At 60.5% G+C, this 15036-nt stretch carries 3 protein-coding genes, 2 tRNA genes and 3 rRNA genes; all 8 read right to left on the minus strand.

Translation table 11 applies throughout. From position 1 onward, the window contains the following. Positions 1 to 89: 89 nt before the first annotated feature. The 8 genes from recD to GEV38_RS23455 all read right to left on the minus strand — a co-directional run bounded on the left by recD (position 90) and on the right by GEV38_RS23455 (position 14677). Positions 90 to 2165 (minus strand): exodeoxyribonuclease V subunit alpha, encoded by a 2076-nt coding sequence (gene recD / locus GEV38_RS23420; RefSeq protein WP_054571843.1) that lies wholly within the window; start codon positions 2163 to 2165, stop codon positions 90 to 92. Next, positions 2162 to 5839, minus strand: a complete 3678-nt coding sequence (gene recB / locus GEV38_RS23425; RefSeq protein ID WP_173896027.1) for an exodeoxyribonuclease V subunit beta — start codon at positions 5837 to 5839, stop codon at positions 2162 to 2164. The genes recD and recB overlap by 4 nt, the downstream gene beginning before the upstream one ends. Next, positions 5836 to 9318 carry an exodeoxyribonuclease V subunit gamma gene (gene recC, locus GEV38_RS23430; protein ID WP_015271831.1) on the minus strand — a complete coding sequence of 1161 codons (3483 nt, stop codon included), beginning with the start codon at positions 9316 to 9318 and terminating at the stop codon, positions 5836 to 5838. Before recC ends, recB begins: the two co-directional genes overlap by 4 nt. A 178-nt stretch (positions 9319 to 9496) precedes the next feature. Next, positions 9497 to 9612: ribosomal RNA gene (rrf, locus tag GEV38_RS23435) — 5S ribosomal RNA — on the minus strand. Between the two features lie 131 nt (positions 9613 to 9743). Beyond that, positions 9744 to 12635: ribosomal RNA gene (locus GEV38_RS23440) — 23S ribosomal RNA — on the minus strand. A gap of 243 nt (positions 12636 to 12878) precedes the next feature. Next, a tRNA-Ala gene (locus GEV38_RS23445) sits at positions 12879 to 12954 on the minus strand. 24 nt (positions 12955 to 12978) lie between these two features. Next, a tRNA-Ile gene (locus GEV38_RS23450) sits at positions 12979 to 13055 on the minus strand. An 85-nt stretch (positions 13056 to 13140) separates the two neighbouring features. Continuing rightward, a 16S ribosomal RNA gene (locus tag GEV38_RS23455) occupies positions 13141 to 14677 on the minus strand. The 16S, 23S and 5S rRNA genes sit together here with 2 tRNA genes alongside, the layout of an rRNA operon. Positions 14678 to 15036: the final 359 nt, after the last annotated feature.

Here is a 15036-nt window from a genome sequence, read left to right on the forward strand (position 1 = left end):
CCGGCAAGCCAGCTCCCACAAGGACTCCACAGCCCTTGAAAACTGCGCTGCACCTGTGGGAGCTTGCCGGCGATAGGGCCTTATCGGTCCTACACCTGCTCCAGCATCAACCCGGAAATACGCCGCACCTTGCGCGCCACCGCCTCTTCGAAAATACCCTGACGAGGCTCGACCAGGCTGAAGCAATGCTTGGCGCGGGTGATGCCGGTGTATACCAGTTCCTTGGTCAGCACCGGGTTGAGCGCATCCGGCAGCACCAGCGCGGTGTGGCTGAACTCTGAGCCTTGGGACTTGTGCACGGTCATGGCGAATACCGTTTCCACTTCGTTCAGCCGGCTGGGCAGGACGAAGCGCACGCCCCCACTGCCGTCGTTACGCGGGAAGGCCACGCGCAGCAAGGGTTCGCCGCGCTCATCCGGCAGACGCAGGGCGATGCCGATGTCACCGTTCATCAGGCCCAGGCCGTAGTCATTGCGGGTGACCAGCACCGGCCGCCCTTCGTACCAGGGCTGCTGGCTGTCGATCAGCCCGGCATTGTGCAGTACCCGCGCCACCCGCTCGTTGAGGCCTTCGACACCCCAGGCGCCGCGGCGTACCGCACACAGCAACTGGAAGTCTTCGAAGCTGTGCAGCACCTTGCCCGCCCATTGCTCCCACGCGGGGTCATCAACGGCGGTATCGAGTGCCGGGCGGAAACGGCCAAGGGTACGCAGGTAGCTGCGATAACCCTGCGGGCCGTCGCTGCCGCGGTTCAGGCCGTCGAGCAGCAGGCGGTCGAAGGCGCGGTCCTGTTCGTGCTTCAGGGCCAGGCTATGCACATCGGGCGGCGGCGTGGCCAGCAGGTTGCGGGCCGCGTGGGAGTCCTGGCGATTGACCAGCCGGGCCAGTTGGCCAATGCCGCTACCTTCGCCAAAACGCCGCGAGAAGCGCAGCATCACCACTTGCTGGGCAAGCGGATTACGTTGCTCATCGCCGGCCTTGAGGCCGATGCCCGCCAGCGATTCGCCACCGGTCTGCTCCAGCCATGCCTCGGTCTCTGGCGAGTAACACCCCTCCTCGGCATCCCGGCACAGGTCACCCAGTACCGCACCGGCCTCGACGGAGGCCAGCTGGTCCTTGTCGCCCAGCAGTACCAGGCGTGCCCGTGGCGGCAGGGCATCGAGCAGGTTGGCCATCATTTCCAGGTCGATCATCGACGCTTCGTCGACCACCAGCACGTCCAACGGCAGCGGGTTGCCGGCATGGTGGCGGAAGTGCCGCGAACCGGGGCGGCTGCCGAGCAGGCGGTGCACGGTGCTGACCTCGGTGGGGATCTGCCCGCGCACCTGGGCGCTGACCTGCAGGCGCTCGACCTGCTGGCCAATGGATTCGGTCAGGCGCGCAGCCGCCTTGCCGGTCGGCGCGGCCAGGCGAATGCGCAATGGCCTGCCCTGCTCCACCGCCGGCGCCTGCAGCAAGGCCAAAAGGCGTACCACGGTGGTTGTCTTGCCCGTGCCGGGGCCGCCGGTGATGATGCTGAAGCCTGCGCGGGTGGCAAGGGCGCAGGCGAGCTTCTGCCAGTCCACCTGGCCAGCCGGCGTACCACCGTCAAACAGCTGCGCCAGGCGGCCACGCAAGTCGGCCGGGGGCGCTTCGGACTGGGTCAGGCGCTGGCGAAGTGTGTGGTCGATGCGCCGCTCGTAATTCCAGTAACGGCGCAAGTACAGGCGCTCCCCGCTGAGCACCAGAGGCCGTGCTTGCTGGCCCGAAGTACCACCGGCGGCCACCAGCGGACTGGCGGCAATGCGCTGGCGCCAGGCGTGCAGGTCGAGGTCGGCGAGCAACTGCGAAGGCAGCAGCAAGGGGCCGGTCAAGGCGTCGCCTTCAGGCGGCAAGGACAGGGCGAAATCGGGCTCGGCCAGGGTCTGCTGCAGGTCGAGGCAGACATGGCCGTGGCCCAGTTGGTGGCTGGCCAGGGCGGCGGCCAGCAACAGCAGTGGGTCGCTACCGGGGGCTAGCTCCTCCAGAAATGATACGAATGCACGGTCCAGGGCACGCAGCCAGCCGCGCTCTACCCAGCGGTCGAGCAGTTGCAGCAGGTCACCGCTGTCATGCTGTGGTGCCAATGCAAGCAGGTGCTCGGCGTGCAGCGGGGTGGGCAACAGGTCGACTAGGCTTCGGCTCATATCACGGCTCCGGCAAACAGGTCCTGCTGCACGGGCGGGTGCTCACCACGGAACAGCGCATCGAGGCTTTCGATCAGCTCACGCGGTGGCTTGGCGTGGTAAACGCCGTGACCACTGCTGCTGGCACCTCGCAGGAAGATGAACAGGGCGCCGCCGACATGGCGGTCGTAGTCGTAGTCAGACAGGCGGGCGCGCAACTGCCGATGCAGGGCCAGCAGGTACAGCACGTACTGCAGGTCGTAGCGATGTTCGAGGATGGCCTTTTCCATGGCCGGGGCATCGTAGGCCTGAATGTCCGGGCCCAGCCAGTTGGACTTGTAGTCAGTCACGTAGTAACGCCCGTCCAGCTCGAAAGCCAGGTCGATGAAACCTTTGAACATGCCATTGAGCACGGTCGGCTGCGCCGCCGGGCGGGCCAGGCCAGGGTGGGTGTGGCGTGCCACCAGGCGGTCGAGTTGTTCGGCATCGACCTGGTGGCTGGCGAACCAGAACTCCATTTCGATCTGGTAGTGGCGCAGCTGTCCGAGCGTTACACCGAGGTCGTTGCCCGGCAACGGCAGCGCTTCGCCCAGCAGGCGCTGCAGCCAATGCGTCAGGGTGGGGATCCAGCCGGTCCAGTCACGACGGTTGCAGCGCTGGCCAACGGTTCGCTCGATCAGCCGTGCATTGCCGCTGACCTGGCTGAAACCCTCGCGGCCAACCCATTCCAGCAAACCATGCAGGAAGGTGCCGGGGTTGGGCCCGCGCGGGAAGCGGTGAATATCGCCACTGTCGGCCGGGACCTCGCGCAGCATCTGGGTATCGACCACTTCATCATCCAGTAACTGCTGGGCCTGGGAACTGTCGGCACCGAGGGTCTGGTCGCCGACGCGCAGGGCACTGTACGAGGCAATCCACCAATGCTCGGCCCCCGCCGCGCGGCGCGGCTTGCGGGCAGGCAGCAGCTCATGCTCGGCGTGCGGCATGCGATATACCTGCTCATCTGCCGACGGTAGGCCCGGGCAGCTGATGTGCGGGCAAGTTGCAGCCAAGGCCTGCAACCAGTCTGTCAGTTGTTGCGGGCCCGGCAGGGCGAGGCCGCCTCCCAGCAGGTAGCCGAACGCCGAGCGGTGCAGTTGCGAGCTCTTCTGGTTGCCCCGCTTGAGGTCGGCGACACCCAGCCAGCAGGCATGCTGGGCACGGGTCAGGGCCACATAGAGCAGGCGCAGGTCTTCGGCCAGGCGCTCGTCGTCGGCGCGGTCGATCTGTTCCTGGTCTGGTGTGAGAGTGAGATGGGCGTTGCCCTGGCTATCATGCCAGGCCAACGGCAGGCGGCTGCCGTCCACCGGTTTGCTGGTGCAGATGAACGGCAGGTAGACCAAGGGGTATTCCAGGCCCTTGGATTTGTGGATGGTCACCACTTTCACCAACTGCTCGTCACTCTCCAGGCGCAGGATCTGCTCTTCACCAGCTTGGCCGGAACTGGCCAGGTGCTCGGCCAGGTGGCGGATCAGCGCCTGTTCGCCGTCCAGTTCGCCGGCGGCCTGTTGCAGCAGCTCGGCCAGGTGCAGCAGGTTGGTCAGCACCCGCTCGCCATCGCTGCGGCGGATCAGCGTGCGCGGCAGCTGGAAGTCATGCAGCAGGTGCCGCAGCATCGGCAGCACGCCCTGGCGCTGCCAGGTGTCGCGGTAACGGCGAAAACGCATGACCCAGTCTTCCCAGACCCGCTCGTCCTGGTTCAGGCGGTCCAGCGCAGCCAGCGACAGATCGAGGGTAAGGCTGGCCAGGGCGGCCTTGAGCAGGCGCTCCGAGTCGGGTTCGGCACAGGCCTTTAGCCAGGCCAACAGGTCGTGGGCTTCCTGGGCGGCGAATACCGAGTCCTTGTCGGACAGGTACACACTACGCACCTCGCGCGCGGCAAGCTCGGCGCGGACCATCTGCGCTTCATGGCCATCGCGCACCAGGATGGCGATGTCCGATGGCAGGCACGGGCGTAGTTCGCCCTCGGCATTCTGGAAACCAGCCGTGCCTTGCTGGCCGCCATTGAGCAAGGCGACGATATGGCTGGCGCAACTGGCTGCCAGCTGCTGCCGGTAAACGCTGCCGGAGACCGGCTCTTCGCTTTCCAGATGCCAGCATTGCAGGGCTGCGCAGGCTTCACCGTCGATCAACAGCTGTTCGCCACGGCCTTTGGCGCGGACCTCGATGAACGGCAGCGGGTTGTCATCAGCCTCGCGGAACAGGAATGCGCCACGCCCTGCCTCACGCGCCTCGGCCTGCAGGAACACCTGGTTGACCGCCGCGACCATGGCCTTGCTGGAGCGGTAGTTGGTGTCCAGGCTGTGCAGGCGACCACTGGTGGCACGGCGGGCGGCAAGGTAGGTGTAGATGTCGGCGCCACGGAAGGCATAGATCGCCTGCTTGGGGTCGCCGATCATGAACAGGCCGGTCTCGGCGCGGTTTTCGCTGATCTGGTAGATGCGCTCGAAGATGCCGTACTGCACCGGGTCGGTGTCCTGGAACTCGTCGATCAACGCCACCGGGAACTGTTCGCGGATCAGGCTGGCCAAGCGCTCGCCGGCCTCGCTGGCCAGGGCATGCTGCAGGCGCAGGGGCATGTCGTCGAAGCCCATTTCCGCACGCCGACGCTTCTCCACTTCGAAGCGTGCCGCTACCCAGTTGGCGGCATGCTCGAGCAATGGGGCATCCGGGCTGTCCAGGGCCTGTAACTGTTGCTGCAAGCTCTGCATGGCATTGAGGGCCGGGTGCTCGGGTGGCTCGCCCTTCCAGGCTTCGGCCATGCCCGCTGGGGTCAGGCGGGTAAAGCCGGTGCCCAGGTCAAGTTCCACCAGTTGTTCGTCTGCGGCCCAGGCGCAGAGTTTGTCGAACCAGGGCTCGAAGTAACGGGCCTGCATCTTGCGGCCATCGACCTGTTTGGCGGCCAGTGCATCACGGCAGATCTGGCGCAATTCCTCGGCCCATTGCGCCCAAGGCGCCTTGAGCCGGGCCAACTGCTCGCCACGCTGCTGCAGCGATGCCTGGATCAGTGCCGCCGGCTCGGGCCCATCGTGCTGGACGCGCACGCGACCGAACAGCGGGCGGATCCGCGGCAGCAAGGCGTCGGGGCTGCCCCAGTGGCCACGCACCCAGGCCAGCGCGTCGCCTTGCATGCCGTAGCAGAAGCGCCGCCAGTAGTCGCGCATGACCTGACCCAGCAGTTCGCTGTGGTCTGTTTCCAGGGTCTGGGTGAACAGGCTGCCGCTGTCGAAGGCATGTTCGCGCAGCATGCGCTGGCACCAGCCGTGGATGGTCGATACCGCTGCCTCGTCCATCCACTGCACGGCAATTTCCAGGCGCCCGGCACAGCGTGGCCAGGCTTCTTCCGGATAGTCGTCACGCAGTTGGTGTAACAGCGGGTCGGCCGCCTCCAGCTCGCCACGGAAGAACCGCGCAGCTTCGGCCAGGCGGGCGCGAATACGTTCGCGCAGCTCTTTGGTGGCGGCGTCGGTGAAGGTCACCACGAGGATCTGCGGTGGTAGCAGCTCGCGGTTGAAGCCCTGCTCGCCACCGTGACCGAGGATCAGACGCAGGTACAGCGCCGAAATGGTGAAGGTCTTGCCCGTGCCGGCGCTGGCCTCGATCAGCTGGCTGCCATGCAGGGGGAAACTCAGTGCCAGGGGACGGTCCTGGGTCATGCGCCTTTCTCCGGGTTGCCCAGGGTCTGCCACGGGGCGTTGAACAATGGGCGGTACAAGGCTTCGCACCAGCCTTCGAAGGTTTCATCAGCGGTGAGTGCGGCAAAGTCGCGGAACTGCCGGGCCAGGGCGATGCTTTCACTGCGCTCGCCGAAGCTGGTGCGCTCGTCGCCTTCGTAGGCGCGGGCGGCAGCAGCCAGGGCTTTGTCGCTATCGTCCTGGGCCAGCCAAGCGAACGCGGTCTTGGCCGCGACCGGCAACGGCGCATTCATCGCCGCCTGACGGGCTACCAGCAGGTCGCCCAGCAATTGCGCCGCCTGCGCTTGCGGCAGTGGCTCAAGCAGCAGGGTCAGGTCGCTGGCCACCAGCGCGCTGTTATAGGGGTAGCCCGCCGCGCAGGCCGCCAGGTGCGTGACCCAGGGCGCGATCAGGCGGTGCCACTTGAGGGCGTTACGCCCGGCACTGATAGTGTTGGGTACGGTGGTGATGCTGAGCAGGCTCTGGTCATCTGCCTGGAATACCCGCCCAAGCCACCCTTCGAGGCGGTGTGGGCCGTGCTCGAAATGCACGGGCAATGCCCCCTCGACCAGCTGCGGCCAGCGTTGCAATAGCTGGCGGTGGCGTTGCAGCAGGTCTGGCAGGGGCTCGATCAGCTCGCGCTGCAGCAGTTCGCCAAAGCCGGCCAGTGGCAGCACGCCACAGCCCTGCAAGCGCCGGGCTTGCGCCTGCAGGGCCTGTTCGGCATTGTCCGGCTCGGCCAGCGCTGCACCCAACAGGCTTTCACTGGCGCCGTATCGTTGCAGGGTATCGAGGACGAAGGGTTCCTCGTCCGGGGTCGGTGCTTCCAGCGCTTCGAAGTACACCTTCAGACGCTGGCTGAAGAAATGCCGCACCGGGTGGCGCAGGAAGTCATTCAGCTGGGTCAGGCTCAAGGCCTCCTCGTCATGGTATGGCGGTAGGCCGGGGTCAGCCTGCTGGTCCTCCTGGCCCTGCTGGTGCAACACCTGCCATTCGTGAGCAAAGCTGAACAGCGGGCTGCCCTTCTGGAAGTAGCGTGAACTGAACGGTTGCAGCGGGTGCTCCTGGGTCAGTGCGTGCAGCAGTTGCTCGCCTGGTTCTGCCGGCTGCCCCTGCTCCGCGCCTGCCAGCTGCCAGCCGGCTGCAAGGTGATCGCGCAACTGGCCGATGAGCACCGAGGCCGGGCGTTCGCTGTTGTCGCGGATACTGCGCCCGACCCAGCTGACATACAGCTGGTCGCGGGCCGACAACAGCGCTTCGAGCAGCAGGTAGCGGTCATCCTCACGGCGCGAGCGGTCACCGGGGCGGTAGTCGCTGGCCATCAGGTCGAAGTCCAGCGGCTGCTGGGCGCGGGGATAATCGCCATCGTTCATGCCCAGCAGGCAGACCACCCGGAACGGGATGGCGCGCATCGGCATGAGGGTACAGAAGTTCACCGAGCCGGCGAGGAAGCGCTGGGACAACTTGCCCTGGTCGAGGCCCGACAGCCAGGCTTCGCGCACTACGGTCAGCGGCAATGGGTCTTGCAGGCCGACGGCCTCGCACACCTCGAGCCAGCTATCACGCAGATCCTGCAACTGCACCAGCAGGAACTCGTCGCGCTCGCCCTCGGCCAGGAAAAACACTTGCAGCAAGGCATGCAGGCGTTCCCCCCACTGGCTGACAGTGGCAGGCTCGGACAAGGCCTGGCCGGCCACTTCGAGCGCGTCGAGCAAGGCGACCAGCGGGCCAATCAGCGCCGCATCCAGGCCACCGATTTCATCGTAGGGTTCGATGCCGTCACAGGCCTCACCCACGCCTACGGCATAACCCAGCAGCATGCGGCGCAGGCCGAACCGCCAGCTGTTCTGTTCCAGCCCAGCAGGCAAGCCCAGGCTGGCCCGCTGCTCGGCATTGAGGCCCCAACGGATGCCGGCACCCTCGATCCAGCGGTGCAGTGTGGGCAGATCGTTTTCGCGTATGCCGAAACGGGCGCGGACTGCCGGCACATCCAGCAGGTCGAGCACTTCGCTGACCGCAAAGCGGCTGTCCGGCAGCTTGAGCAGGTGTTCGAGGGCAATCAACAAGGGTTCGCGGCCACGTTGGCCCTGGTCGGTCAGGGTGAACGGGATGTAGCGCGGATCGTTGCGCTGCAACTGGCCGAATACGGCGCGAATATGTGGCGCGTAGGTATCGATGGCCGGCAGCATGACGATCACGTCACGTGGGCGCAGGGTTGGGTCTGCGCTGAACCGGGCCAGTAACTGATCGTGGAGGATCTCCACTTCGCGTTGCGGGCTGTGGGCGATGTGGAAGCGGATCGAGCGGTCCTTCGCTGGGTCGACTGGATGCCACTGCTCACGAGTTTCGGCGAGCGGACGCAGTTCGAGGATGTCGTCCTGCAACTGGTTGAGCAGCGTGGTGGGCGAGCCCTCACTGAACAGGTCGATTCGACCGTCGCTGAACACGCCCTGGTAACTGCCGGGGTCATCGTAGCTGTCGAGCAGGTTGATGTAGTCGCGGCCTTGTTTGCCCCAGGCGGCCAGCAAAGGGTGGGCATGTTGGTGTAGCGACTGGTCGTCCAGTTGCAAGGGCATGCCCTGCTTGCGTTGCTGGCGCTTGTACTGGTGGCGCAGCAGGTCCTTGTCGGCAACGATATCGGCCCAGTGGTGGCGGCAGGGGTTGTGCACGCACAGTAGCACCTGGCTGAAGCGTGCCAGGCCGGCCAGTGCCTCGAGGGCCTGGGCTGGCAGCGAGGAGATACCGAATACGATCACCCGGGCCGGCAGACCGGCAGGTGCCTGCTTCAGGCTGTTGATCCGTTCGATGAAGCGTTGATGTACGCCGGCACGGCTCTGCGCCATGCCCTGCTCACCAACATCCTCCAGCAATGCACGCCACAACTCGGCCTGCCAGCGGTTGCCCGGGGGCAGCGCCTTGCGTTCACCGCGGGCGGTGTTGAGGATGTGCTCGCCAGCGGCCCAGTCCTTGAGCCAGTCGGCGCGGTAGACCTGATACTGGTCGAACAGGTCGGCCAGGCGCTCGGCGAGCTGGTAACGCTTGCGCAGGTCGCTGTCGTCGGTGAGGAAGCGTCGCAACGGCTCGAAATGGGGACGTTCGATCAAAGCCGGGAGCAGACGCATCAGACGCCAGGTCAGCGGTGCCTTGTCGAGCAGGGAGACTTCGGGAATTTCGTCACGGCCCAGCACGCTGCGGTAAAGCTGCCACATGAAGCTGCCTGGCAGTTGCACATCGATGGCGGCGGCGATGCCACAGCCGCCCTGGTCATCGTCCTGAGGGTCTTCGGCAAGCGCCAGTTTGAGCCATTGGGCGATGCCATTGCTTTGCACCAGGGCGATTTCGTTTTCCAGAGGTGCCAAGGGATAGCGACGCATCCAGCTCACCACCAGGCTGCGCAGGTCGTCGAGGCGGTTGCCGTGGACGATCATGAAGCCGGGGTGGAGGTGAGTGCTGTTGGGCATCGGGAGGTCTCTGGCTGGCGCTGGGGGCTGAGAGGGCACGATATCACGCGGATGCCCGATAGGGCCGAGTGCCATCAGGCTGAAGCTCCCACAGAGGAGAGTTGTACAGGTCTGGGCTTATTGGCCAGAAAGACAAAACCCCTACCTGCATGTGCAGATAGGGGTTTTGCGAAATGAATCTTGACGATGACCTACTCTCACATGGGGAAACCCCACACTACCATCGGCGATGCATCGTTTCACTGCTGAGTTCGGGATGGGATCAGGTGGTTCCAATGCTCTATGGTCGTCAAGAAATTCTGTTGCCAGAATGTCCAGATGGACAGCCCAGCGAATTCGGATATGCGATATTTGTGATGTTGCGAACTTTCGGTTGTTTCGTCTTCACCACCGCAATCTGCGCTAGCAAATTGCTTGGGTGTTATATGGTCAAGCCTCACGGGCAATTAGTATTGGTTAGCTCAACGCCTCACAGCGCTTACACACCCAACCTATCAACGTCGTAGTCTTCGACGGCCCTTTAGGGGATTCAAGATCCCAGTGAGATCTCATCTTGAGGCAAGTTTCCCGCTTAGATGCTTTCAGCGGTTATCTCTTCCGAACATAGCTACCCGGCAATGCCACTGGCGTGACAACCGGAACACCAGAGGTTCGTCCACTCCGGTCCTCTCGTACTAGGAGCAGCCCCTCTCAAATCTCAAACGTCCACGGCAGATAGGGACCGAACTGTCTCACGACGTTCTAAACCCAGCTCGCGTACCACTTTAAATGGCGAACAGCCATACCCTTGGGACCGGCTTCAGCCCCAGGATGTGATGAGCCGACATCGAGGTGCCAAACACCGCCGTCGATATGAACTCTTGGGCGGTATCAGCCTGTTATCCCCGGAGTACCTTTTATCCGTTGAGCGATGGCCCTTCCATACAGAACCACCGGATCACTAAGACCTACTTTCGTACCTGCTCGACGTGTTTGTCTCACAGTCAAGCGCGCTTTTGCCTTTATACTCTACGACCGATTTCCGACCGGTCTGAGCGCACCTTCGTACTCCTCCGTTACTCTTTGGGAGGAGACCGCCCCAGTCAAACTACCCACCATACACTGTCCTCGATCCGGATAACGGACCTGAGTTAGAACCTCAAAGTTGCCAGGGTGGTATTTCAAGGATGGCTCCATGAGAACTGGCGTCCCCACTTCAAAGCCTCCCACCTATCCTACACAAGCAAATTCAAAGTCCAGTGCAAAGCTATAGTAAAGGTTCACGGGGTCTTTCCGTCTAGCCGCGGATACACTGCATCTTCACAGCGATTTCAATTTCACTGAGTCTCGGGTGGAGACAGCGCCGCCATCGTTACGCCATTCGTGCAGGTCGGAACTTACCCGACAAGGAATTTCGCTACCTTAGGACCGTTATAGTTACGGCCGCCGTTTACCGGGGCTTCGATCAAGAGCTTCGCTTGCGCTAACCCCATCAATTAACCTTCCGGCACCGGGCAGGCGTCACACCCTATACGTCCACTTTCGTGTTTGCAGAGTGCTGTGTTTTTAATAAACAGTCGCAGCGGCCTGGTATCTTCGACCGGCATGGGCTTACGGAGCAAGTCCTTCACCCTCGCCGGCGCACCTTCTCCCGAAGTTACGGTGCCATTTTGCCTAGTTCCTTCACCCGAGTTCTCTCAAGCGCCTTGGTATTCTCTACCTAACCACCTGTGTCGGTTTGGGGTACGGTTCCCAGTTATCTGAAGCTTAGGAGCTTTTCTTGGAAGCATGGTATCAACCACTTCGTCGCCTAGAGGCAACTCGTCATCAGCTCTCGGCCTTGAAATCCCGGATTTGCCTAAGATTTCAGCCTACCACCTTAAACCTGGACAACCAACGCCAGGCTGGCCTAACCTTCTCCGTCCCTCCATCGCAATAACTGGAAGTACAGGAATATTAACCTGTTTTCCATCGACTACGCTTTTCAGCCTCGCCTTAGGGACCGACTAACCCTGCGTCGATTAACGTTGCGCAGGAAACCTTGGTCTTTCGGCGTGCGAGTTTTTCACTCGCATTGTCGTTACTCATGTCAGCATTCGCACTTCTGATACCTCCAGCAAGCTTCTCAACTCACCTTCACAGGCTTACAGAACGCTCCTCTACCGCGTCATCAAAGATGACACCCGTAGCTTCGGTGCATGGTTTGAGCCCCGTTACATCTTCCGCGCAGGCCGACTCGACTAGTGAGCTATTACGCTTTCTTTAAAGGGTGGCTGCTTCTAAGCCAACCTCCTAGCTGTCTAAGCCTTCCCACATCGTTTCCCACTTAACCATGACTTTGGGACCTTAGCTGACGGTCTGGGTTGTTTCCCTTTTCACGACGGACGTTAGCACCCGCCGTGTGTCTCCCATGCTCGGCACTTCCAGGTATTCGGAGTTTGCATCGGTTTGGTAAGTCGGGATGACCCCCTAGCCGAAACAGTGCTCTACCCCCTGGAGTGATACATGAGGCGCTACCTAAATAGCTTTCGAGGAGAACCAGCTATCTCCGAGCTTGATTAGCCTTTCACTCCGATCCACAGGTCATCCGCTAACTTTTCAACGGTAGTCGGTTCGGTCCTCCAGTCAGTGTTACCTAACCTTCAACCTGCCCATGGATAGATCGCCCGGTTTCGGGTCTATACCCAGCGACTAAACGCCCTATTAAGACTCGCTTTCGCTACGCCTCCCCTATTCGGTTAAGCTCGCCACTGAATATAAGTCGCTGACCCATTATACAAAAGGTACGCAGTCACCTAACAAAGTAGGCTCCCACTGCTTGTACGCATACGGTTTCAGGTTCTATTTCACTCCCCTCTCCGGGGTTCTTTTCGCCTTTCCCTCACGGTACTGGTTCACTATCGGTCAGTCAGTAGTATTTAGCCTTGGAGGATGGTCCCCCCATATTCAGACAAAGTTTCTCGTGCTCCGTCCTACTCGATTTCATTGACAAGAGATTTTCGTGTACGGGGCTATCACCCACTATGGCCGCACTTTCCAGAGCGTTCCACTAATCTCAAATCAACTTAAGGGCTGGTCCCCGTTCGCTCGCCACTACTAAGGGAATCTCGGTTGATTTCTTTTCCTCAGGGTACTTAGATGTTTCAGTTCCCCTGGTTCGCCTCTTGCACCTATGTATTCAGTACAAGATACTCAGCTTATGCTGAGTGGGTTCCCCCATTCAGAGATCTCTGGATCACAGTCTGTTTGCCGACTCCCCAAAGCTTATCGCAGGCTACCACGTCTTTCATCGCCTCTGACTGCCAAGGCATCCACCGTATGCGCTTCTTCACTTGACCATATAACCCCAAGCAATCTGGTTATACTGTGAAGACGACATTCGCCGAAAATTCGCATGTTGCTCTTTCGAGCAGAACTCACAAATTTTACCTTAGCCTGATTAACCAGCAGTGAAACTGGTCATCAGTCTATATCTATCACATATCCGAATTTTTAAAGAACGATCTGACAAAAGTCAGAAATCAACATTCGAACTGAATGTTCATTTCTAAGTTCTGACAAGCTACTGCGTACGGCGAAAGTGGTGGAGCCAAGCGGGATCGAACCGCTGACCTCCTGCGTGCAAGGCAGGCGCTCTCCCAGCTGAGCTATGGCCCCGTATTCTACGGCTGAACCATGTAATGGTAGGTCTGGGCAGATTTGAACTGCCGACCTCACCCTTATCAGGGGTGCGCTCTAACCAACTGAGCTACAGACCTATAACAGGGTCGCGTTACAGCATCGTCTTTTACAATGAATCAAGCAATTCGTGTGGGAGCTCATCAGCAGGCTGATGTCGTCGATTAAGGAGGTGATCCAGCCGCAGGTTCCCCTACGGCTACCTTGTTACGACTTCACCCCAGTCATGAATCACACCGTGGTAACCGTCCTCCCGAAGGTTAGACTAGCTACTTCTGGTGCAACCCACTCCCATGGTGTGACGGGCGGTGTGTACAAGGCCCGGGAACGTATTCACCGCGACATTCTGATTCGCGATTACTAGCGATTCCGACTTCACGCAGTCGAGTTGCAGACTGCGATCCGGACTACGATCGGTTTTGTGAGATTAGCTCCACCTCGCGGCTTGGCAACCCTCTGTACCGACCATTGTAGCACGTGTGTAGCCCAGGCCGTAAGGGCCATGATGACTTGACGTCATCCCCACCTTCCTCCGGTTTGTCACCGGCAGTCTCCTTAGAGTGCCCACCATAACGTGCTGGTAACTAAGGACAAGGGTTGCGCTCGTTACGGGACTTAACCCAACATCTCACGACACGAGCTGACGACAGCCATGCAGCACCTGTGTCAGAGTTCCCGAAGGCACCAATCCATCTCTGGAAAGTTCTCTGCATGTCAAGGCCTGGTAAGGTTCTTCGCGTTGCTTCGAATTAAACCACATGCTCCACCGCTTGTGCGGGCCCCCGTCAATTCATTTGAGTTTTAACCTTGCGGCCGTACTCCCCAGGCGGTCAACTTAATGCGTTAGCTGCGCCACTAAAATCTCAAGGATTCCAACGGCTAGTTGACATCGTTTACGGCGTGGACTACCAGGGTATCTAATCCTGTTTGCTCCCCACGCTTTCGCACCTCAGTGTCAGTATCAGTCCAGGTGGTCGCCTTCGCCACTGGTGTTCCTTCCTATATCTACGCATTTCACCGCTACACAGGAAATTCCACCACCCTCTACCGTACTCTAGCTCGCCAGTTTTGGATGCAGTTCCCAGGTTGAGCCCGGGGCTTTCACATCCAACTTAACGAACCACCTACGCGCGCTTTACGCCCAGTAATTCCGATTAACGCTTGCACCCTCTGTATTACCGCGGCTGCTGGCACAGAGTTAGCCGGTGCTTATTCTGTCGGTAACGTCAAAACAGCAAGGTATTAACTTACTGCCCTTCCTCCCAACTTAAAGTGCTTTACAATCCGAAGACCTTCTTCACACACGCGGCATGGCTGGATCAGGCTTTCGCCCATTGTCCAATATTCCCCACTGCTGCCTCCCGTAGGAGTCTGGACCGTGTCTCAGTTCCAGTGTGACTGATCATCCTCTCAGACCAGTTACGGATCGTCGCCTTGGTGAGCCATTACCTCACCAACTAGCTAATCCGACCTAGGCTCATCTGATAGCGCAAGGCCCGAAGGTCCCCTGCTTTCTCCCGTAGGACGTATGCGGTATTAGCGTTCCTTTCGAAACGTTGTCCCCCACTACCAGGCAGATTCCTAGGCATTACTCACCCGTCCGCCGCTGAATCAAGGAGCAAGCTCCCGTCATCCGCTCGACTTGCATGTGTTAGGCCTGCCGCCAGCGTTCAATCTGAGCCATGATCAAACTCTTCAGTTCAATACTGCTTGGGTTTTTAAGAAACCCTAAACTTGGCTCAGCAATCTCAAATGACTATGTGATTTCTCGCATGGCCACTTGTGATGCTGATAATCTTTGTGACTATCAGTCCGTACTCACAAGCACCCACACGAATTGCTTGATTCGATTTGTTAAAGAGCGTTTGGTTAAGAGCCTTTCGTCTCAACCGAGGCGCGCATTCTACGCTTTCCTCATTTGCTGTCAAGCGTTTATTTTGAAGTTTTTTGCGAGAAACTCGTTTAGCTTCAAACACTTGACTTACCGCGATCTCTCGCAGCGGGAGGCGAATCATACAGCGTTTAGAAGCGCTGTCAACCATCATCTCAACCGCTGCCGAT

The organism is Pseudomonas sp. 13159349, assembly GCF_013305685.1.
Classification (GTDB): domain Bacteria; phylum Pseudomonadota; class Gammaproteobacteria; order Pseudomonadales; family Pseudomonadaceae; genus Aquipseudomonas; species Aquipseudomonas asiatica.

What these genes read in the sequence shown, in the direction of transcription:
- recD (WP_054571843.1), bottom strand. Translation starts at nt 2,165, where the DNA reads ATGAGCCGAAGCCTAGTCGACCTGTTGCCCACCCCGCTGCACGCCGAG.
- recB (WP_173896027.1), bottom strand. Translation starts at nt 5,839, where the DNA reads ATGACCCAGGACCGTCCCCTGGCACTGAGTTTCCCCCTGCATGGCAGC.
- recC (WP_015271831.1), bottom strand. Translation starts at nt 9,318, where the DNA reads ATGCCCAACAGCACTCACCTCCACCCCGGCTTCATGATCGTCCACGGC.